Origin of the sequence: Nitrospirillum amazonense (assembly GCF_007828045.1) — a bacterium.
GTDB lineage: Bacteria > Pseudomonadota > Alphaproteobacteria > Azospirillales > Azospirillaceae > Nitrospirillum > Nitrospirillum amazonense_C.
This window is the reverse complement of the sequence record NZ_VITN01000024.1, coordinates 22,443-46,963: the sequence shown is the minus strand read 5'-3', so window position 1 is coordinate 46,963 and position 24,521 is coordinate 22,443. Positions and strand designations below refer to the sequence as shown.

The following is a 24,521-nucleotide window of genomic DNA, read 5'->3' as shown; positions in this document are numbered from 1 at the left end:
CCCGGTTTGCCTTCCGGACGCAGCGTCGCCGGATGCATGCCTTCATATGGGTTGAACCATAGTAAAAATGCCGGCGAGTCTTTGATTTTATTTACCTGGCTTCATCGCGGACGGCGATCGTTACATCACGCGATCCTACCGTTCTTAAGCCCACCGTTTTCACGCAAGTCGTGAGGGAAGGCTCGTGCCCCATGGACGGATGTCTGGACCGGCCTGGCCTGCTTGCATGTCTTGCGCGCCACGCGCAACGTCAGCCAGCGGCTCCGGCCTTCGTATTCTTGCCCGATGAGAAATCGACGCCGACGCAGCTAAATTTCCGTGAACTCGATAGTCGGTCGACTGCGCTAGCGCATCGCCTGGCCCGGCGCTTGGCCGCGGGTGATCGGGCACTGCTGAGCTTCCCTCCCGGCCTGGCCTTCATCGAAACCTTATTGGCCTGCTTCAAGGCCGGCGTGGTCGCAGTTCCCACGAATTTGCCGCGCGCGGGTCAATCGGCGGAGCGCCTGGACCGCATCATAGCGGACGCCCAGGCGGCCGTGGTGCTGACCGATGGCGGCTCCCGGCCCATGCTGACCAGGGCGCTCGCCGTCGGCGGCGCGGCCGTCGATATACTGGATTGCGATCTTCAGCCGGACGAGGCGGCGACTGACGGCCCCACGGTGGAAAGGTCGCTTGACGGAAGCGCGCTGGCCCTCCTGCAATACACGTCAGGGTCCACCGGCGCGCCCAAAGGGGTGATGCTGACCCACGACAACCTCATGGCCAACCAGCGAATGATCGCCCAAGCGTTCGGTCATTCCAGCGAGACGGTCTTCGTCAGTTGGCTGCCGCATTATCACGACATGGGGCTGATCGGCACAATTTTGCAGCCCATCTACCTAGGTGTCTTGGCGGTTCATTTCTCCCCTACCACCTTCCTCCGCCGCCCCGCCCTTTGGCTCAAAGCCATTTCCCAATACGGCGCCACCACAAGCGGGGGACCGAATTTCGCCTATGATTATTGCGCGCGGCGCATCGACGATAGCGATCTGCGGGGCCTGGACCTCAGCCGATGGACCAACGCCTTCAACGGCGCGGAGCCGGTGTCCGCGGCGACGCTTGACACCTTCGCGAACCGTTTCGCCACCCACGGGTTCAGGCGCGCATCCTTCCTTCCCTGCTACGGCATGGCGGAAGCGACGCTGCTGGTCGCCGGCGGCGGCGGCCAGCGCCCCCGAGTGTTTCACGCCGCCCGTGAGGCCCTGGCCCGTGGCGTGGCGGCGAAGGCCGACGGACCGGACGCGGCGCCAGTGGTCTGCGTCGGGGGCCCCGCGGAACAGACCGCCATCGCGATCGTCGATGCTGATACGGCGGTGCCGCTGCCGCCGGGACACATCGGCGAGATCTGGGTATCCTCCCCCTCCGTAGGTGCGGGGTACTGGAATCGGGGCACCGGATCGCCGCCGGTGTTCGGCGCGATGATTGCCGGCGACGACCGGCCGTATTTCAGAACCGGGGACCTGGGTTTCATGACGGGCGACGGCGATCTTGCCGTGACCGGTCGGCTCAAGGACCTGATCATCGTGCGGGGACGCAATCTGTACCCGCACGACATCGAGGCAACGGCCCTGCGGGCATCACCGGATCTGGGTCTGGCCGCGGCGGCCTTCGAGGTCGGGGGCCAGTTGGTCCTGCTGGTGGAGGTGGATCGCGGGCTGCGGAGCGCAGTCTGGAGCGGGACGCGAAGCCGGCTGTTGTTCGACGCCATACGGCAGGCCATCTGGAACGCGCAGGACGCGCTGGTGGAAACGCTAGCCCTGGTCCCTCCGGCCTCCTTGGCAAAAACCACCAGCGGTAAGTTGCAACGCGCGCAGATCCGCCAGTGTTTCTTGGAAGGGGCCATCCCGCATCTGGCGCTGGATCGCATCGCCGAACAGGACGCGCCGGAGACGACTGCCGAAACCGAACGGACGGAAGCGCCGGGGCGGCGCCATATCGACCAAGACGCCATACTGGCGGTGGTCGCGGCCCAGATGAAGCGGCCGGCCGGCACAATACCCCTCGATGGCGCGCCCGCCGCGCTGGGCCTGGATTCGTTGTCGGCGGTGGCCCTTGCCCGCCGCCTCAGCGAGACCTTCGCGATCAATTGCCGGCCCGAAATCCTGCTGGGCGCCCCCACCCTGGCTGACCTAGTGGCATCCTGCCAGCGGGCTGCTCCCATGGAAATGGGCGCTCCGCCCAATGACATGCCCCATGCGCTGGGCCGCTTGGCCGGCATGGAACGAGTTTTCTGGACCCACCAGCAGCTGAACCCCGGCTCCAGCGTCCACAATATCGCCATCGCCCTGACGCTGGCCGGGATCGACCCCCGGCGGCTGGCCGGCGCCGTGCAGGTCCTGGGACGCCGACATCCCAGCCTGGTGGCCCGCCTCGTGGCCCGTGTGGTGGCGGATGACGCTGGGGAACCCCAATGGCTTCCCGCCGACGGGGCGGGCGCCGAAGGCGCGTCTTTGTCCGGCCTTAATTTGCGGCGCATCACCCTTCCGTCAGACGATGAGCGGTCGATGAGGCGTGTCGTGGAGCGGCACGCCCTTACTCCGTTTCGGCTCGATACCGGCCCCCTCGCTCGCTTCGTGCTGTTCGAGGCGCCGGTCACGGCACCGGTGCTGTTGATCGCCGCCCATCACATCGCGGCCGACTTGGCCAGCCTGGATTTGCTTCTTGCGAGATTGGACGAGGTGCTGGGCGATGCGCCGGCGCTGGACGCCGCAGCGGGGAAGGATGATGCGACCGACGGGGCGCGCGCCGCGGCACCTATTACATCCTGGCCCACCCTGGCCTTCCCTTGGGACGGCCCCGGGGCCCGCGACGGGTCGCAGCAGGGCCCCCGGGACCGCGCCCGCACGGGCCACCGGCACCGGTTCGTCCTGGGGGGGGGCACGACGGCTGCCGTCCGCGCGTTGGCCATCGGCCGAGGGGCTACCCCGGCCATGGCCGTGGCCGCCGCCTATGCGATTCTCCTGCATCGGCACACCGGCCAGGCACAACTGACCGTCCGCTTCCCGATGTCACGCGCCACGCCGTCGGGCACGATCGCCTGCGCCATCGAAACCGCTCTCCTGACGCTGTCATTTCCGGCCGGGTCCACCTTCCTGACCGTCCTGGACGAGGTGCGGGAGCAGGTGTTGCGGGCATTGGCCGCCCCCGTCGGCCCGGCGAACACGATGGCCGCGCCCGCCGACACGCTGTTTGCCTTCCAGCAGCCGGCGACGCGCCGTGCCGCCCTCCTGGTCGCCGGCGACATGACCGAAACCTTTCCATTCGGCGGTGCGACCGCGCGCGCCTTTCCGCTGAACCGTTGCGACCTCGACTGGCCGCTGTCCTTGGTAATCACCGACGAGGGGGAAACCCTGGCAGGCTGCTGGGATTACCAGGCGGATCTACTGGCCGAGGGGACGGCCGGACGTCTGGCCGGCCGCTTCGCGACGCTGCTTGCGTCGGCCGCGGCCGATCCGGGAGTCCCGATCGACGCCCTGGACCTGCTGCCTGCCGAAGAAAGGGCGGCGCTGGCGGCCAAGGCGGGCGCCGCCGCGATGCCGCCGGACAGCGCCGGCGATCTGGGGGCGCTGATCGCCGGCCAAGCGGCGCAGACACCGGATCGCGTCGCCCTACGCATGGGCGGCGACGCGGTTTCCTACGGCGACTTCATGCGCCGGGCCGATGCCATGGCTCGCGCCCTGCTGCGGCACGGCCATGGACCTGAAACGCGCATCGCGGTGATGCTGGCGCCCTCGCCCACGGCGATCACGACGGTCCTGGCCATCTGGCGCAGCGGCGGCGTCTACCTTCCCCTGGATCCGAACCAGCCCGACGCGCGGATCGCCCGCGTCCTGCACGGTGCCCGACCATCCCTTCTCGTCGCCAATGGCGCGCTCAGGGCGCGCCTGGCGCCCCTTTGCCCCCGCGACTGCGCGATCGTCACGCCGGAGGATCTGGCCGCCGAAGCCGCCGCGTCTATCACCCAGCTGCCGGCGGTCGATCCCGACCAACTGGCCTGGATCATCCACACCTCAGGCTCCACCGGGGCGCCCAAGGGAGTAATGGTCAGCCACCGCGCCGCCGCGAACTTCGGCCGCGCGCAGCGCGCCCGCCTTGACTTGCCGGAGGGAGCGATAGTCCTGCAGTTGGCGTCCCTGGCCTTCGACGCGTCACTTTCCGACCTACTGATGTCCTTGCCGGTCGGCGGCACCCTGTCCATCGCGCCGCCGGACGCCCGCCTGCCCGGAAGCACGCTGCAGGCGTTGATCGAAACGGAGCGGGTGACCCTGATCACGGCCTCCGCCTCTCTTCTGGCCGCGCTGACGCCCCGGGCCTATCCCGACCTACGAGCCATCATCTCGACGGCCGAGCCGTGCCGGACCGGATTCATCGACGCGTGGTGTCCCCATGCCCAGTTGTACAACGGCTATGGTCCGACCGAGGTTACCGTGGGCGCGACACTGGCGCGCCTGGATCCCGCCGATGCCGGCGTGAGACCACCCATCGGCACACCCTTCGCCGGCTATCGCGTCCACATTCTGGACCGGCGCGGGCAGCTTCAGCCCTGGGGCGTACCCGGCGAAATCCACATCGCTGGCGACGGCCTGGCGCGCGGGTATTTGGACGACCCGCGCATGACAGCCGAACGCTTCGTGCCCGATCCGCACAGCCCCGTCCCAGGGGCCCGGATGTACCGAACGGGCGATCTGGGACGCCTGCTGCCGGACGGCAGTCTGGATTTCCTGGGTCGGGCGGACGACCAGATCAAGCTGCGCGGCCTCAGGATAGAACCCGGCGAGATCGAACGCGCGATCGAGGATGGGACGGGCGTCACCCGTAGCCATGTCCGAGCCTATACCGACGCCGGGGGTGAGCGGCGCCTGGTGGCCTTTGTCGAGCATGCCGGCGGCGGGCTGTCGATCCCAGCCCTTCTAGAAGATCTACGACGGCGGCTGCCCGCCTACATGGTACCGCGCAGCGTAGTCGTCCTGCCGTCCCTGCCCTTAACCCATAGCGGCAAGGTCGATGTGGCGGCGCTGCCGCCGCCCGAAACGGGCGAATACCGCCCGGCCGACGCCACACCGCCCGCGACCGCGCTGGAGGTTGGGCTCAGCCGGGCCTGGGCAGATATCCTAGACCTGCCCTCGCCATCCGTGACCACGAACTTCTTCGACCTTGGCGGGACTTCGATGCAATTGCCGCGGCTGCTGGCGACGGTAAACGAATTGGCCCCCGCCGACCGGCCACTGACACTGACGGACCTGTTCGCGCATCCGACCATCCGTAGCCTGGCACACCATATGGCGGGGGGAGCGGCGCCGGACAAAAACGACACCGTGGCCGGCGGAAACCATCCGGCGGAGGCGCGGCAGGGGGCCGCCATCGCCGTGGTCGGCTATGCCGCGCGCTTCCCCGGTGCGCCCGACGCCCCCACGTTCTGGCACAACCTGGAGAACGGGGTTGAGGCCATTACCCATTTCGACCAGCAAGATCTGGCGCGGGCCGGCGTCGATCCTGGGCTTTACAACTCACCGCGATACGTGGCCGCCCGTGGCGTGATCGACGGCATCGAGACCTTCGATGCCGTGTTCTTCGGTTTCTCCGCGGCGGAAGCGACCAGCCTGGACCCACAGAACCGCCTGCTGCTGGAATGCGCCTATCACGCGCTGGAGCACGGTGGTCAAGCGGCGGCCGACCACTGCGTCGGTGCCTTCGTGGCGACAAGCAGCAGCGGCTATCTTGAGCGCAACCTGGCGACCCGGCCGGAACAACTGGAGGCGCTGGGACCCCAGAAAATCGCTATCGCCACCAGCAAAAGCTTCGCCGCGACCCTGCTGGCCTACAAGCTGAACCTGCGCGGGCCGTGTCTGACCGTGGACTCCGCCTGTTCCTCGTCTCTGGTCGCCATCCACCAGGCTTGCGCCAGCCTGCGCAATCACGACTGCGACACGGCCCTGGCCGGCGCCGCCAGCGTGGAGGTTCCCCTGATCGGCGGCCACCTGCACGAGGCGGGCAACATCGGATCGCCGGATGGCCACTGCCGTCCCTTCGACGCCCAGGCCGCGGGCACTGTGCGCGGCATGGGCTGCGGCATTGTGGTGCTGCGCCGCCTGGAGGACGCGCTGCGCGATGGCGATCCCATCCGCGCGGTGATCCGGGGGACGGCCGTCACCAACGACGGGGCCGACAAGCTGGGTTTCACGGCGCCGTCCGCCACCGGACAGGCGCGCGCCATCCGTGACGCCATCCGCCGGGCCGAGGTGGACATAGACACCATCGGCTATGTCGAGGCGCATGGCACGGGAACCGCCCTGGGCGACCCGGTAGAGATCGCCGCCCTGGACGCGGTGTTCGGCAACGACCAGGGCCGGACGGTATGGTTGGGATCGGTCAAGTCCAACATCGGCCACCTGGACGCCGCGGCAGGCATCGCCGGCCTGATCAAGGCGGTGATGGCGCTGGAAAACGCCGCTATTCCGCCGACGCTGCACTACCGGACGCCCAATCCGGCCTCCCGCCTGGCCTCCTCCAGCCTACGGGTGGCGAACGATCTGGTTCCGTGGACGTCGAACGACGCACATCCGCGGCGGGCGGGCGTCAGTTCCTTCGGCATCGGCGGCACCAACGTCCACGCCGTCCTGGAGGAGGCCCCGCCCCGCCGTCAGTGGGCCGCCGGAGAAGTCACCGGGTCGCATACGACGCCGGACACGGCGCCGCAGTTGATCCTACTGTCCGCTAAGACGGAAGGTGCGCTGTCCCGCCTGCGCCATGACCTGGTCCGGCACTTGACATCCGAAGCCTCGCCAAGCCTGGCGGACATCGCCTGTACCCTGGCCCGCCACCGGCCCGGTCATCCCCTTCGGACGTCCTACGTCGCCACGGAAATCGCCGACCTGACGGAACAGTTGCTGGAAGGCGGCCACGGCCACGACACAGCGTCCGCCGCCCCCGAGCTGGTCTTCATGTTCCCCGGACAGGGTAGCCTGAAGGGCGCGGTCGGCGCCGGCCTGATCCATCGGTTCAAGGAATTCCGCGCGGCGGTAGAGCATGCCGGTGCCATCCTGGCGGCGGAAACCGGGTTCGACCTGCCGCGCCTGCTGCGTGACGGGACGGGGGCGGAACGGCTGGAGGACACCGCCATCGGGCAGCCCGTGCTACTGGCGCTTCAGCGGGCCATGGTCGAAACCCTGGCAGCCTTCGGCATCCGGCCGGACGCCGTCATCGGCCACAGCCTGGGCGAATACGCGGCGGCCGTCACCGCCGGCGTCATGTCGCCGGACGACGCCTTGCGCCTGGTCATACGGCGCGGGCGGCTGATGGCCCAGTGTCCGCCAGGCGCCATGCTGGCCGCAGCCGTTTCCCCCGCACAACTGGCCAACCTGCTGGTGGATGGCTGCGAGCTGGCGGCGGTGAACGGCCCCGGCGACGTCACCATCGCCGGCACGCCGGACGCAATCGCCATGCAGGCCGCGCGCCTGCGCGCCGCCCGCGTCGCCGTGGAGCCCCTGCCTGTGAGCCGGGCCTTCCATTCCACCCAGATCGAAGAATCGCTGGACGGCCTTCGCGACGCGCTTTCATCGGTGCGACTTGCCCCCCCGCGCCTGCCGCTGGTCTCCAACCTCACCGGCGGATGGGCAGACGGAAGCGTCGCGTCCATCGACTACTGGCTGGACCAGGCGCGGCGGCCCGTGCGTTTCGGCGACGGTCTCGCCGTCTTGCTGGCGGCGCCCGAGCGGGTATTCGTGGACGTTGGCCCGGGGCGCGGGCTGCGCGCGCTGCTTCGCCGCCAGCCCGCTGGCGGGCCCGAGCGTACTGTGGTGGCCGTGTCGCGCGATGCCCGGCGCGCGCCGGATGACGCCACGGCGCTGCTGGACGCGGTGGGGCGTCTGTGGCGGGTGGGAGTTCCCCTGGCCGGCCGCAGCGCCCCGCCGACCCTCTGGGACACCGGCGCCCAGATCGTGGACCTGCCCGGCTATCCCTTCGACGGGCAGCGCTATTGGGTTGATCCGCCGGCCGCCGACCTGCCGGCGGCCAATTCACCCATGGCTAGCACCGCGCCGTCGGCCCTCTCCATCGACCAACCGGCCATAGCTCAACCGGCCATCGCCCAAACCCCAGCCGTCGCGATCGCGCAGCCGCGATCAGACGTGGCGCCGTCACGGACGGAGGCCGTCCGGCGGGAATGGACGACGCTGTTGGGGCGGCCGCCCGAGGACGGCGAGGATTTTTTCGAAGCGGGCGGCGACTCCCTGCTGGCCAGCCGCTTCTGCACCCGGCTCAACGACGCCCTTGGCCTGGCCCTACATCCGAAAGCCCTGTTCGAACGCCCCCATTTCACCGCCTTCGCCCAAACGGTGGAGACCGCGACGAATGATCAACCACCTCTGGTCTGGCACGAAATGGCCGAGCCGGGCGCGGGCGCCCCACTGTCCTGGCAGCAGCGCAGCATATGGTTACAGGATCTGTTGCTGGGCGCGGGCAGCGGCGCCCATCACCTACCAGTGACCTTGCGCCTGCGGGGCGCATTGGATCCGGTCGCCCTGCACGTGGCGTTCACCCATCTACTGGTCCTTCATCCCATCCTGCGCGCCCGCATCTTCGCGCGGGACGGCGGCCCGGTTATGGAACCGGGAGCCGCGGCGTTGCCGTCCCACCTTCCCGTCGAGGATCTAACCGGCGCAACCGACATGGATATAGCCCGCCGCGTCGCAGCGGAAGCGGCGCGTCCGTTCGACTGCGCCGCCGGCCCCCTGTCCCGCGCGCTTCTGTTGCGGCGGGCGCCGGACGACCATGTCTTCGTGGCCACCTTCCACCACATTGCGGTGGACGGCGGATCCCTGGCCATCCTGTTGGACCAACTGGTGGCGGGTTACAACGCGGCCCGCGTCGGGGCGGGCCTTCCAGCCCCGGCGACGCCCCCTTACGACACCTACGTCGCCTGGCAAAGGGCACGCGCGGACGCCGCGGAAAGCCAGGCCACCTATTGGGACACGCGCCTGCGGGGCGCCGTGGCGCCGGACCTGTCGGGCCTGGCGGCGCGGCGCGACCCGGCGGCGGTCCCGAGGCACGTCGCCGCCTTGCCCCTGGCGATCCCGACGGAGCTTACCGCTGCCTTGCGCGCCCTGGCACGTAGGCGGCAAACCACGCTTTTCGCCGTCTTGTTGGCCGGTTTCCAAGCCCTTCTTTCGCGCTTCTCGGGCCAGGACGACATCTGCGTGTGTGTGCCCATGGCCAACCGCCCGCCGCAGTTCCAGAAGATGGTGGGCCTGTTCGTCAACATCGCCATCATCCGTGGGGCGGTTGATGCCGAGAAGCCATTCGACAGCCTGGTTCAGGAGGCCGCCACCGCGGCCCGCGCTGCAGCCGACAACCTGGACGTCGCGTTCGAACGCATGATCGCGGCAGCGGCTACCACCCGGGAAAGCGGCAGCGGCCATCCATTCGGGGTGGCCTTCGCGCTGAACAACCGCGTGGATGGCGCCATCGCACTAGACGGCCTGCAGGCCGATTTGGCAATGCCAACCCACGGCGACGCCGCGTTCGACCTGGCCCTTTGGCTGGACGAGCGGGACGACCGCGTGGAAGGGCACCTGGAATACCGTGCCGACATTCTTGACGCCGACCGCCTGCGCCCCCTGCTGGCCGGCTATGCGGCGCTGCTGGCCGCGGCCGCCAGCCGGCCGGCCTCGCCCATCGCCGCGCTGGACATGCTGGACTGCTCAGGCCGGCAGCTCGTCGTTGACATCTGGAATGGGACCGACCGGGTCTGGCCCGACCCGTCGCTGGCGCATGAGGCCATCGCCGCCCGGTGCGCCGCATCCGACGCCGTCGCCTTGGTTTCCCCGGCCGAGGGCGTCACGCTGACCTATTCTGAAATGGGCCGCCGCGTTGACGCGCTGCGCCAGCGGCTCGCCGCCCTGGGCGTTGCCCCTGAACGGCCGGTGGGCGTGCTGCTGGAACGGGGCGTGGACTTGGTGGTGGCCCTGCTGGCCGTGCTGGGCGCCGGCGGCGTGCTGGTCCCACTCGACCCGGAAACCCCGCGCCGGCGCATCCGTTACATGATGGACACCGCGGGCGTCACCGCAATCGTCACCCGGCCCGAGCTGTGGCACGCGGAGTTGGATAGCGGCGCCCCGCTTGTGAATGTGGAGGATGCGGGCGGCGGTGCCACCGGGGCTCCCCCCCCAGCGGCCCTGTCGGGCGACAACCTCGCCTACATCCTGTTCACCTCCGGCTCCACCGGCACGCCCAAAGGCGCGATGAACAGCCATAAGGCGTTGCACAACCGCCTGACCTGGATGATCAACGAGTTGGGGATCACCCCGGGTGATCGCGTGCTGCAGAAAACCCCGTTCGGTTTTGATGTCTGCCTGTGGGAACTGATCGGCACGCTGATGGCTGGCGCCACCATGGTGTTGGCCAAGCCCGGTGGCCACCGTGACCCCGCCTATATCGCCGCCATCATGGCGGCCAGCAGAGTCACAATCGCGCATTTCGTGCCCACGATGCTGGACGTTTTCATGGAGGGCACAGCGCCCCCGCCGTCCCTACGCATGGTCGTCTGCAGCGGGGAAGGCCTGAACGCCGCGACGGCCGATCGTTTCCTCCGCCTGTTCCCAACCACGGCTCTGGTCAACCTGTATGGCCCCACGGAGGCGGCCATAGACGTGAGCGTATGGCGTTGCGATCGCCCGTCGCCCTGTCCGGTGACGCCGATCGGCCGGCCCATCGCCAACACCCGCCTTTATATCCTGGACGGCCGGCAACAGCCGGTGCCCCCGGGGGTGGCGGGCGAAATCCACATCGGCGGACAGGCGGTGGGCCGGGGCTACGTCAACCGGCCGGGACTGACCGCCGCCAGCTTCGTGCCGGACATGTTCTCGGCCGTGCCCGGCGCCAGGCTTTATCGCACCGGCGACCTGGGCCGATGGCTGCCTGACGGCGCCATTGAATTCCTGGGCCGCGCAGACACCCAGGTGAAGCTGCGCGGCCATCGCGTGGAATTGGAGGAGGTCACGGCGACGCTGACGGGCAGCGGCCTTGCCCGCCAAGCCGCCAGTGTCATCGTGGGCGAAGCGGACAAGCGACACATTGTTGGTTTCGTCGTCCCGGAAGAGACGGTGGCATGGCCCGTCCTGAACTGGATGGCCGCGCACGACCAAGCGCCGCCGCCAGGCCTATTCATCAGCCCGGACGGCACACCGGTGCATGGTATGAACGCGGGCGAAAGCCGTTTCCTTTGGAAGGAAATATTCGATGACGGGGCCTATGACGCGCCCGGCCTGACGTTGCCGCCCGACGCGGTCGTGATGGATGTCGGGGCTAACGTCGGCTTCTTCGCGCTATGGGTCGCCCGGCGCGCGCCCGGCGTGCGGCTGATCGCTTTCGAGCCGATACCGGAGGTCTTCGCCAAATTGCGGGCGAACCTGCGCATCTACCTGGCGGGCGCCACCGCCTTCAACCTGGGCCTGTCGGACGCGCCCAAGGCAACACGCTTCACCTACTATCCCAACAACAGCATCATGTCGGGGGGCCGCGCCAACCCCGCACGGGATGCGGCCATGGTCGCCGCCCATCACGGCGCCGCGATCGACGATCCAGAAACCGGCGCGCTGACGGCCATGGCATTGGAGCGCCAGGAGGTCGACGTCCAGCTCAGCACGATCTCTGACCAGATCCGCATGCTGGGCCTGGGCCGGATCGACCTGCTGAAAATCGATGTCGAAGGCGCCGAGGCGGAGGTGCTGGCCGGCATAGCGACGGAACACTGGCCTCTGATCCACCAGGTGACGGTTGAGACCGACGACGACGGCACCGTGGAACGCCTGCTGGTGGCGCAGGGCTACACCGTCACGGTCGCGCGCGTGGGCGCCACCGCTGGCCTGGGCTTCCGCCAGGTATTCGCCAGCCGGGGGGACAGCGCCCCCCATGTCGATCTCGCCGCCCCGGACGCCGTCTGCTGGAACGCAACGCACTTGGAGGAACGGCTTCGCGCGCACCTGCGGGACAGGCTGCCAGCCCACATGGTGCCCAGCCGCCTGGTACTGGTGGACCATCTGCCCGTTTCGACGAACGGAAAACTGGATATGGCCGCGCTGAGGGCCCTGGCCGCGCCAGGCGGCAACCGCCCCGCGCCGGCGGCGGCGCCCGCCGACGCCGTGGCCGACACCGGACCAGCGGGCGTGCCGGCACAAATCCTGGGTATATTCCAATCGCACCTGGGCGACGCCTGCCGGTCGGTCGATGATGACTTCTTCCGCCTGGGCGGCAATTCGTTAATGGCCGCGCGCGTCACCATCGATATCGGCCGGCACCTGGGCCGAACGCCGGAACTGAAGCTTCTGTTCGACCATCCTACTGCCGCGGGGTTGGCGGCCGCGCTCGATCAAGCCGGCGGTTCAGCAGACGCCGCACCGATGACGGCGGCAACGGTGTTGCGGCACGACGCCGGCGCGCGGCACGAGCCGTTCCCGTTGGCACCCCTGCAGCACGCATACTGGCTGGGGCGATCCGGCGGCGTCACCTTGGGCAACGTCGCCACCCACGGCTATATGGAATTGGAAGTGGAGGGTCTGGACGAAGAGCGCTTCGTCCAGGCGCTGAACCTCCTGATCGCTCGCCACGACATGCTCCGCGTCCGGGTCACCCCGGACGAGCGGCAGGTGATCATGGCGGCGCCGCCGGCCTACCACCCACAAGTACTGGACGTCGCCGGCGCGACCGACGGCGACGCCCGCCTGCTGGAACTACGGCAAGCGATGTCCCATCGCATCGCCAACCTGGACGACGGCTTCCCCTTCGAGGTCGGGCTGTCCCGCCTGGGCGATGGCAAGCACCGCATTCATCTCAGCATGGACGCGATGGCCATTGACGGCTGGAGCCTGCGGCTGCTGGAGGCGGACCTGAACGCGCTGTACGCGGCGCTGGGCCGGGGGGAAACTCCGCCCGCCGCTCCCAGTACAGTCATCAGCTTCCGCGACTATGTGCTGGCCCTGGGCGGCATCACGGCCGGCGCGGATTACGAACGGGCCCGCACCTATTGGCTGGAACGGGTGCCCAGTCTACCGGGGGCGCCGCTGCTGCCGTATACGCGGGCGCTGGACACCGTGGAAACGCCCCACTTCGTACGCCGCGTCCTGACGGTGCCGACGACGCGCTGGGCACAGGTAAAGGCCCGCGCCCGCGCCCGGGGGCTGACGGCGACCGCCGTGTTGTTAGCGGTCTATGGTGAACTTCTTGCGACCATCAGCCAGGACAGGCATTTCCTGCTGGGGGTCACGCGAGCCCACCGCCGTCCCCTGCATCCGGAGGTGGACCGCCTGGTGGGCAATTTCACCAGCCTGCTGCTGCTGGAGATGGACCTGCGCGGCGGATCGGCGTTCCAGGACGCCGCGCGCGGTGTACAGCGGCGGCTCTCGGCCGACCTCAGCCACGACCTGTTCGACGGTCTGGAAGTGCGTCGCGCCCTGGTTAAGGCCCAGGGTGGCGGCATGTCGGCAGGCCTGCTACCCGTTATCTTCACCAGTATGCTGGACATCGACGGCGCACAGGCGGCCTCCGGTGTGCTCAGCATCGACCAGGAGGTCTACGGTGTCGCGCAGACGTCCCAGGTCTGCCTGGACTGCGTCGCCTTCGAACGGGACGGCGCGCTGCGTCTGACCATAGACGCGGTTGAGGATGTCTTCCCCGCTGGCATCCTGGACGGCCTGGCGGCGGACTGGCCGCGAATGCTGGCCTTGCTGGAGGATGAGGTGGCGTGGGCGGCCCCCCTTCAACTTCCCCTGCCAGCAGCGGTGGCCCGGTGCCGCGCCCCGTCGCCCGCAATCGCCCCCGACCCGGACGCGCCGCCGCCCATGACCTTGCTGCACGACGGCTTCGTGGAGGCGGTCCTCCGGTGGCCGGACAACGTAGCGGTGGACGCCCCCGGGCTGGTGATGACCTATCGGCAACTGGATCGCGCGGCGCGGCATTTGGCGGCGCGGCTGCGGGTCGGCGGGGCACGCCCGGACGTGCCCGTCGCCATCGTCATGGAAAAGGGGCCGGAGCAGGTCATCGCGGCGCTGGCCATCCTGCTGGCCGGCGCGGCCTATGTGCCCATCGACGCCAATCTGCCCGTCCAGCGGCAACGCGACCTGTTACGCACCTGCGCCGTCACGGTGGCCGTGACCCAGCCGCACCTAGCCGGCGACGTGCCGGCCGACGACGGCGTGACGGTCTTGGCCGCGGAGCCGATCCCGGACGACACGCTCCCCCCCTACCCGCCCCTTCCTCCCAGCCCGGCGGCGGCCGACGATCTCGCCTATATCATCTTCACGTCCGGATCGACCGGCACGCCCAAGGGCGTGATGATCAGCCACCGTGGGGCGGTGAATACCGTGGAGGACATGAACCGCCGCTTCGGCATAAACCAGTCCGACGGCGTGCTGGCGCTGTCCTCCTTGAGTTTCGACCTGTCGGTGTTCGACGTGTTCGGCCTGCTGGCGGTCGGCGGCCGCATCGTCCTGCCCCATCCCTTCGGGGTGGCCGATCCGGCCCACTGGATCGACCGCGTCAACGAGGGTGGGGTCACGATGTGGAATTCCGTTCCCACCTTGGCCGGCCTGCTGGTGGAGCATATCGAGGCCACCACGGTCGGCGTGCCGCTGCCCTTGCGGCTGGTGTTGATGAGCGGCGACTGGATCCCGCTGGACCTGCCCGGCCGCATCGCCCGCCTGGCGGAATCCCCTCGCGTCGTGGCCTTGGGCGGGGCGACCGAAGCTTCCATCTGGTCCATCCACCACGACATCCGGGCGATCCAGCCGACTTGGCGCAGCATCCCCTATGGCCGCGCCCTGGCGGGGCAGACCATGCAGGTCCTCGACAGCCTGCTCCGCCCCCGGCCGGACTGGGTGCCGGGTGAGATATACATCGGCGGCGTCGGGGTCGCGATGGGGTATTGGCAAGATGCCCAGCGAACGGCCGAAGGCTTCATAACGCATCCGGAAACGGGGGAGCGGCTTTATCGCACCGGCGACCTCGGCCGTTTTCGCGATGATGGCGAGATAGAGTTCCTGGGCCGCATCGATACACAGGTGAAGCTGAACGGCCACCGGCTGGAACTGGGCGAGGTGGAGCATGCCCTGGAGAGCCACCCCCAGGTCCTGCGGGCGGTGGTCATTGCCGATCCGCCCGGCCGGGACATCAAGCGGCTGGTGGCCTATCTCGTGCCGGAGAATGACGCCGCCGCCCCGGAAGAGGGCGCTATCGTTGTGTGGAACCGCGCCGCCACCGCCGCTGACGAAGACTGCGGTGGCTATCAGGCGGCGGGGCGCGCGGCGGCCGCCGACCCCACCTTCGACTTCGCCATCGACGCGGCCGGACTGGAGGCCCGCCTCGACAAGATGACCGGGCAGTACCGCGCCTCCGTCCTGCGGGCCTTCGGACAACTCGGCCTATTCACCCGGGCGGGTGAGCGGCTTTCCACCGACGCCCTTCTGGGTCCGGGCGGCATCCTGCCGCGTTATGCGCGCTGGACAGCGCGCGCCATCGCCCAGTTGGAAGTCATGGGCCACCTTCGCCGTGAGGGGGAGGTGATCCACTGCCTTGTCCCCATCCCAACGACGGGCGACGTGGTCGAGAACGGCGAGACATGGCTGGCCGCCATCCTGACGGGCCGGGAATTCGCGGCCGAGCGGTATGCCAGCGACACGGTGGCCCAGGACTATCAGGAATTCTTCCAGCACGGGCACCACGTGGCCAGCGCCGCCTTCCGCGCTTGGCTGGCAGGCAGGCCGGCCGGCCGGGGTGCGCGGGTGCTGGAGGTCGGCGGCGGCTACGGGTCGCTGACCCGCCACCTACTGCCCCACTTCCCCGCCGACGGCAGCTATCTCTTCACCGACATATCCACCTTCTTCCTAACGCGCGCCCAGGAAGACTCCCACCGCTATCCTTTCGTGGATTTTGGTTTGCTGGACATCAACCGCGAACCGGCCGTCCAGGGCTACGGCGGGCGGCGCTTCGACGCCATCATCGCCGCCAGCGTGCTGCACGCCTGCCAGGACGTGCGTCAGACGTTGCGTTACCTTCGCAACTTGCTGGAACCGGGCGGGCTGTTGCTGCTGATCGAGGAAACCAGTTTCTTCCCGTTCTTCGACATGGGCATGGGCCTGCAGGAAGGCTTCGACACCTACACCGACACCGCGCTGCGATCCGGCCACCCCCTGCTGTCGCGGGCCGAATGGCTGCGCGAGCTGGCGGCGGCCGGCTTCCGGAACGCCAGCGTGCTGAACCATGCCGGCACGCCCTCCGACCGGCTGGGCTTCGACGTCATCGTCGCCACCGGCCCCGAGCAGATGCCGGCCCTGGATGCCGAAGCGCTGGAGAAATACCTGAAGGGCAGGATCGCCGGCCACGCCGTGCCCAAAGCCTTCTACCTGCTGGACCGCCTGCCCATCACCGCCAACGGCAAGGTGGACCGGCAGGCGCTGGTTCCGGACCGGACGGACCGGCGCCAGGCGGTGCCGGCCATGGATCTGCCGAGTACCGACACGGAAAAGCAGTTGGCCGCACTATGGCGGGAAATCCTGGACGTTCCCCAGGTGGGCCGGCGCGAGGAGTTCTTCGCGTTGGGCGGGGACTCCCTTCTCGCGTCGCGGCTAGTGATCGCCATGCGCCGCCAGTTCGATATCGAACTGCCCATCCGGGCCATCTTCGAAGCCCCGGTGATCGAGGACCTGGCGACACTGGTCGATTTGGCCCGGGCCGCCGCCGCCCGGCCCGCGGCGGATTCGTTCACACGCCAACCGGTCACGGGGGAACTATGAACGCTGCCACAATTCTGGGGCGGCTACACGCCAAAGGCATCCGGCTGTGGCTGGAAAACGGCCGCCTGAGGTACGAGGCGCCGCACGCCGACGCCCTGACTCCCGACCTTCGGCAGGCGATAGGAAACCATCGCGGCGACATCATCCGTCTTCTGGACACACTGGCTAACCCGGAACAGGACGGCGAACCCACCCCACGGGCGCCAGGCACCCTGGCCCCAGCGTCGTTCACCCAGGAGCGTTTCCTTTTCCTCAGCCAGCTCGAGGGGCCGAGCGCGACCTACAACTTGACATCCGCGTTCCGGTTGAGGGGGGCCTTGCTGATGCCGGCGCTGACTGCGGCGATCACCGAGCTAATGGACAGGCACGAGGTCTTGCGCACGGCATTCGACCTGGCGACCGAGCCCCCGACCCAGCGCACGGTGCCGAATGGCCTGGTGATCCGCATGGTCGATCTGACCGCCCTGGCGCCGGACATGCAGCCGGTGGAACAGTTGGTCCGGGCGGCAGCCGAGCAGCCATTCGACGTCGTCAACGGGCCGCACCTGCGCCTGACGATCCTGCAACTGGCCCCGGCTGAGCACCTGCTTGTGGTCATCATGCACCACATCGTATCGGACGGCCTGTCGATCGGCATTTTCGTGGACGAGCTAAAGGCCCTGTACGGCGCGCACGCAGGGCTGGCGGTTCCGGCACTGGCACCGCCGGCGCTGCAATACGCCGACTTCGCCGCCTGGCAGCGGCGCAACCTGACGGCCGAACGCCGGGAACGCAAGGCGGCGTTCTGGCGCCAGGCGCTGGCAGGCGCGCCCGACTTGATACAACTGCCGTTGACGGTGCCCCGGCCCGCCATTCAGACCTTCGATGGAATAACCATCAAACGGACGCTGGCGGCGGCAACGGCGCGCCAGTTGGCCGCACAGCGCCATGACGGCGCCACGGCCTTCCACGTCGCCCTGGCCGCGTTTTCCCTGCTTTTGCTGAAATACGCGCAACAGCCCGAGGTGGTCGTCGGTGTGCCGGTGGCCAACCGCCATCAGTTGGCGGCGCAGGCCTTGATCGGCCCCTTCATCAACATGATCCCCCTGCGCGTGGGCGTCGCGCCGTCAGCGACGCTGGGCCAATTGGTAGCCACGGTCCGCGACCAGGTGGTCGCGGCGCTGGACCATGCCGATCTTCCCTTCGAGCATATCGTCCAGGCCGTGGCCCCCCGCCGGGCGCCCAGCCATTCCCCTCTGTTCCAAACGATGTTCGTGCTGGAGGACATCCCCGTCGGCATCATGGCCTTGCCGGGCCTGGAGATCGAAACGCTGGTGGTGGAAGACGCATCGGCTAAGTACGATCTGACCCTGGTCCTGCAACACCGGCAAGGCGGTCTGGTGGCGGCGCTCAAATACAACCGCGCCCTGATCGCCGGGCCGGTGGCCGAGGCGATGCTGCGCCAGTTCGCGCACATTCTGGACCAGATGCTGACGACACCCGACGCGCCGGTGGGACAGGTGTCCGCGCTGACCCTGGACGACAGGACCTCGTTGGACCGGTTAGCGCGGGGGCCCGTCCTGCCCTACCCCTCGCATCGCAGGCTGCATGACTTCTTCGAGGACCAGGTCGACCGCGCGCCGGACGCCGTGGCCCTGGATTTCGAAGACCAATGCATGACCTACCTTCAGTTGGATCAGGCCGCAAACCGGCTGGCCCACCGCCTGGCGCGCCTGGGGGTGGGGCCGGAAACCATCGTCGGCATCATGGCCGAACGCTCGCTGGAAATGGTGATCGCCGTCCTGGCGGTGATGAAGGCGGGCGGCGCCTACCTGCCGGTCGATCCGGAATACCCAGAGGAACGACAGCGTTACATGCTGGCGGATGCCAACATCCGGGTCCTGCTGGCCCAGCGCCGCTTCCTGTCGGGGGAACTGCCGGTGGACCACGCCATCGCGCTGGAAAATGGCGCGCCGGAGGACGGGGCAGCCACGCGTCCCGCCTGCCCCGCCAGCCCGGAATCCGCCTGCTATGTCATCTACACCTCGGGCTCCACCGGGCGGCCCAAGGGGGTGGTGACGGGGCACCGCGCCATTTCCAACAATCTGCTGTGGATGCAGGACCAGTGGCCCCTGTCACGCGACGACGTGGTCCTGCTGAAAGCCTCCTTCAGCTTCGACGTTTCCTTGAAGGAGATCATGTGGCCGCTGATGGCTGGCGCCCGCCTGGTTATCGCCCGGCCGGGTGGACAGCGGGACCCCGCCTATCTGCACGAGGTGATCCAGCGCAAGCGTGTGAGCGTCGTGCATCTGGTGCCCACTATGCTGGACTACTTCCTGCAGCACGACCAGGCCTCGGGCGAGACGCTGCGCATCGTCATGTGCGGGGGCGAGGCGCTGTCCATAGCGTTGAAAGAGCGCTTCTGCCGCCGATTTAACGCGGTGCTGCTGCACCTTTACGGTCCCACCGAAGCTGCAATCGCCGTGACGGGCGGCACCTATAGCCTGGATGACGGGCAGGAGCTCATCACCCTGGGCCGCCCGATGCCCAATGCGGAAATCCGCATCCTGAGCGAAGGGCTGGAGCAGGTGCCGGTCGGGGTGGCGGGCGAGTTGTGCATCGGCGGCACGCCGCTGGCGCGCTGCTACCTAGATCGCCCTGGGCTGACGGCAGAGAAATTCATTCCCCATCCCTTCGCCGCCCCATTCCGCCCCGGTGATACGCACAACCGGCTCTACCGCACCGGCGACCTGGCGCGGTGGCGCCCGGACGGGCAGATAGAATATCTGGGCCGCCTGGACCGCCAGGTCAAATTCCGCAGCTTTCGGATCGAATTGGGAGAGATCGAGGCCGCGCTGAAGAAGCAAGCCGGTGTCCGCGATGCCATCGTGACGGCCATAAAGGAGCCCGACGGCACGCCGTCGCTGGTGGCCTACATCGTCCCGGCGGATGGCATTCGGGGTGGCGAAGCGAAGTCCCGCATTCGGACCGGGCTGGCGGGCGCGCTGCCGGCCCACATGCTCCCTGACAGTTTCATCTTCATCAACGCCATCCCCATGAGCCCGAACGGCAAGGCTGACATCGACGCGTTACCCCAGCCGACCGGCCGGCGGGACACGGCGTCCGGGATTCCACCGGGCATCACGGCGGCACCGACGGCAGCCTCCGGCACCGTCGCCTTGGTGGAGCGGACGTGGCTGGACTTGCTGGACCGGGACCGGATTGACCATGACCAGAATTTCTTCGAGGCTGGCGGCCACTCGCTCATGGCGGCGCGGCTCAAGCGGCGCATTTGCGACTTGGTCGGCCGGGACATCCCGCTGACTGCCTTCTTCGCCCACCCCACCATCGCGAGCTTCGCTCGCTTCCTGGACACGAACGGGGCGGAACCGACGGCCACCGCGCCCGCCCCGGACCCGCTGCAGCGGGACGGGGGCGATGGCGGGATCGCCGTCATCGGCATGGCCGGCCGGTTCCCCGGCGCCCCCACGCTGGAAGCGTTCTGGCGCGTCATCGCCGACGGCCAGCCCACCATCCGCTTTTTCAGCGATGATGAATTGCTAGCCGCCGGTGTACCGGACGGCCACCTGCGCGACCCCACCTACATCCGGGCGCGAGGAGCGCTGGACGACAGCGACCTGTTCGACGCCGACTATTTCCGCTTTTCCCCCCGGGACGCGGCCGTCCTGGATCCCCAGGTCAGGCTGTTGCTGGAACTGGCTCAGCATGTCCTGGACGACGGCGGTCAAAGTGCCGAGGCGGCCGCCGCCGCAGGACGTAGGATTGGCGTGTTCGCCTCCACCAGTCGCAGCAGCTATTTCCTGAACGTACTGTTGCACCAGGCGAACCTGATGGCTGAAGTCAGCCCCCAGCAACTGTCGATCGCCACGGACAAGAGTTTCGCTGCAACGCACGTGGCCTACCGGCTGGACCTGCGCGGCCCGGCCATGACCATCGATACCGCTTGTTCCTCTTCGCTGGTGGCGATCCATGAGGCGTGCCAGGCCCTGCTGGCGGGGGAGGCCGACATGATGCTGGCCGGTGGCGCCAGCGTCGATGCGCCCATGACGAGCGGCTATTTTTACCAAGACGGCAACATCGCCTCGCCGGACGGCCGCTGCCGCCCGTTCGACATCGACGCCAAGGGCACGCTGAAGGGTTCGGGCGGGGGCCTCGTGCTGTTGAAGCGCCTGGACGACGCGCTGGCCGATCGCGACCGGATCCTGGCCGTCATCAAGGGGTCGGCCATCAATAACGACGGCGTGGGCAAGGTCAGCTTCACCGCGCCCAGCGAGACGGGCCAGCGCCGCGTCCTGGATGCCGCCTTGCGGGCAGCCAAGGTGCCACCGGAAAGCATCGGCTTCATCGAAACCCACGGCACGGGCACGCCGCTGGGCGACACCATCGAACTGGCGGCGCTGACCCAAGTCTATGGCCAGGGGCGGCCATCGCTGGGCGCCGTCAAGGCCGGCATCGGCCACCTGGACGCCGCCGCGGGCGTGGCCGGCTTCATCAAGACGGTGCTGACCCTGCGGGCGGGGCTGATCCCACCACTCATCAATTTCAAGGCACGCCCAACCGGCGGCGGGGCTGGCGACATCAGAACCAGCGGCGCTGGGTCCGATGTCGCCGGCCTTTCCTTCCCCACCACCGCCACCGAATGGCCGGTGGCGGGACCGCGCCGCGCCGCTGTCAGCTCGTTCGGCATCGGCGGAACCAACGCCCACGTGGTGCTGGAAGCCGCCCCGCCCCAGCCGGCTGCGGCGGCACCCAATCGCGTGGAGACCCTGCTGCTGTCCGCCGCGGACGCGGAAGGGTTGGCCAACCAAGCCGCCCGCCTGCGCGAGCGCCTGCTGGGCCCCGAACCACCCCCCCTGGCCGAGGTTGCGTTCACCCTGGCGACCGGTCGCCGCCACCATGCGGTGCGGGCTACCTGTGTCGCCGCCACCATGGAGGACGCCATTACGGAATTGGCCCGGTTGACCAAAGGGGGCGTCGCGGGCGATGCGGCGGCGGAACAGCCGCCCGTGATCTTCCTGGTTTCCGGTCATGGTGGGCAACACGAGCGGATGGGCCGGCGGCTGTATGCCGCCAATCCGGCGTTCCGCGCCGCCGTGGACCAGGCCCTCGCGGCGTTCGCGGCCTTGGATATCACCGATCTGGCGGGCGCGTTCGCCGAGCGGGAGGATGACGACCAGCCGGCACGACGGCTGCGGGACCATGTGCGCACCCAATGCCTGGTCTTCATCGTCAGTTTCGCCCTGGCCGAGGCGCTGGCGGACCAGGGTGTCCGCCCAGCCGCCCTGGTCGGGCTCAGCATCGGAGAGGTAACGGCGGCGTGCATCGCCGGTGCCATGACCCTGGCGGAAGCGGCGCGCCTAGTGGTGGCGCGCAGCCGTATCGTGGCGCGGGCGGAAGGCGGCATGATGTCCGTCGCCTTGGATGAGGCGACGGTACGCGCGCGGATCGACGATAGCTGCGACATCGCCATCGTCAACGGCCCGGCACAGTGCGTGGTGTCGGGAGCGGTGGCGACGCTGACCGCATTGGAGGCGCGATGGACGGCCGAGGGCGTGCGATGCCGCCGGGTGCAGGTGGATCATGCCGCACATTCCCGCCACCTGCTTCCTTGGCTGGATGAGTTGGTCGCCGAAGCCGCCGAGATATCATGGCGCGCGCCTGCGGTGCCGGTCGCCTGCAATGTCACCGGCCAATGGCTGGACGCCGCCCACATCGCGGATCCCCGCTATTGGGCCGACCAACTGAGCAGGACTGTGCGACTGGCGGACAACCTGGCGGGGGCTCTGGCTGATCCGAAGGCCGTGCTGGTTGAAATCGGCGCCGGCGTCCCCCTGATCACCCTGGCGCGGCGCCATCCGTCATTCGGCAACCATACCACCATCAGCCTCATGCCTGGCCCAGGGGAGGACGAGACAGAGGACCGCCGCTGGGCGGCAGCGCTTGGGGACCTCTGGGCGCGCGGTGTGCCCGTCCGCTGGCGGTTCGCCGACCCGGCATACCGTCGCACAGCCCTGCCCGGCTATCCCTTCCGCCGACGGCGCCATTGGTACGGCGCCGGGACGGGACCGGTCCCGGCGCACGGCGACGGCGGCGGCGCGGCCGGGCCCAGCACTCCTGGCTGGACATCCGCGCCCTTGCCACTCACCTCACCGGAAGAGGTGCCGCGGCGTTGGCTGATCGCCGGGGACCATGCCACCCTGGCCGAGCCGCTGATCGGAGCCATGCGCCAGCGCGGCCTGGTCGCGTACCGGCCGACAGCGGTCGCCGGGGACGATCTGGCGGGGCGCCTGGCCATGTGGCCCGCCGGGGGTGGCGATGGCATTATCTATTTCCTGCCGTCCGGGGATGGCGACGCCACCTGGCCGCTGGCCGAGACCCTGCTGGCCTTGTCAAGCCTGCCCGGCCGCACACGGTGCTGCCTGGTGACGTTCCCCGTCCATACCATCCTGGGCAACGAAGTGATCGACGTGCACGCCGTGGCCGCCCACGGGTACGCCCGCGTGGCGCTGGGTCGCGACCGCCTTGTGAACATAGACCTTCCCCCCGCCGAAGCCGATCCTGACCGCATCGCGGACGAATTGCTGGGTCTTCCCCCTGTCGCCGGGCAGCCGCGCGAAGTAGCCTGGCGTTCGAGCCGCCGCTGGCTGCGCACCGAACACCCTCTGGAACTGCCGCGATCAATGTCGGGATCGGGGTTGCGCCGCTTGCCGCCCGGCCGGACCTACGTCCTGCTTAACGGCTGCGGCCCCCTGGGCTTGGCCCTTGCGGAAACGTTGCTGGAGGCCGGCCTCTCGCGCCTGGTATTGGTCTATGGGTCTGCGGCGGACACCGGCGCAGCCACCCCGCTACGCGGACGCGGCGCGGACATCGTGCTGGTGCCGGAGGAGGAGGAGGACGCCGCGTCCTTGGCGGAGCGCATCCGCGCCGTGGCGGGGCCGGTCCATGGTGCCATCGTCAATCTGGCCGACCCCTGGTCCCAGGGCGCCAACCCGGTCTTGGACGACGGTTGGAGTGCGCCGGGCGCGCTGGGCGCGGTCGATCGGTGCGACCGCCTGATGGCGGCCCTCACCGCCTTCGGGACACCCCTGGACATCGCGCTTGTCCTTTGGGATGGCGCCGCCATGAAACGTTCGCCCACCGTCGGCGCACTGCACGACGTCATGGCCGTTCGGCTACGGGCGTCGCCTGAGACGGCCGGCTGGCGCATGGTCGTCACCGATCCCTATCTGGGCGGGGCCTTCAAGAAAGCCGTGTTCACCCCGGCCGGCGCGCGGCACCTGCTGGACTTGGCCGCGCTGATGCGGGCACCGGAGGTCACGCTGCCGGCCAATCTCGTCGCGCGCGGGTTGCGCCAGCCCGCCCCCGACGCTCCTGCGGCGGATCTGGATGGGGATGGCAGTCCCACGGTCGCCCGCGTCCGGGGAATCTGGGCCGCGCTGCTGGGCCTATCGCCCGCCGAGTGCGACCTGGACTTCTTCACCCTGGGCGGAGATTCGCTGGCCGCCACCCAGCTCATGGCCCGCATTCGTGAGAGGTTCGGAATCAAGGTCGCCCTGGCATCCTTCTTTCAGAACCCGACAGTCAAGGGACTGGCCCTCCTGGTCGACGCGGCGCTGCCACCACCCGCCGCCGGCCCGGCCCCGGTAGAGGCACCCTTGGCGGATCCCGCCGCCGAACGCGAACTGATGGAGCTGTGACCAC

2 protein-coding genes are annotated in these 24,521 nt (G+C 69.0%); both read left to right on the top strand.

Annotation, left to right across the window (positions count from 1 at the left end):
* Positions 1-191: 191 nt before the first annotated feature.
* Positions 192-16,820 (top strand): non-ribosomal peptide synthetase/type I polyketide synthase, encoded by a 16,629-nt coding sequence (locus tag FBZ89_RS25700; protein WP_145753413.1) that lies wholly within the window; start codon positions 192-194, stop codon positions 16,818-16,820.
* The gene (locus FBZ89_RS31690) at positions 16,817-24,517 is read left to right on the top strand and encodes a non-ribosomal peptide synthetase/type I polyketide synthase (RefSeq protein WP_145753412.1); all 7,701 of its coding nucleotides are present in this window, start codon (positions 16,817-16,819) and stop codon (positions 24,515-24,517) included. The genes FBZ89_RS25700 and FBZ89_RS31690 overlap by 4 nt, the downstream gene beginning before the upstream one ends.
* Positions 24,518-24,521: the final 4 nt, after the last annotated feature.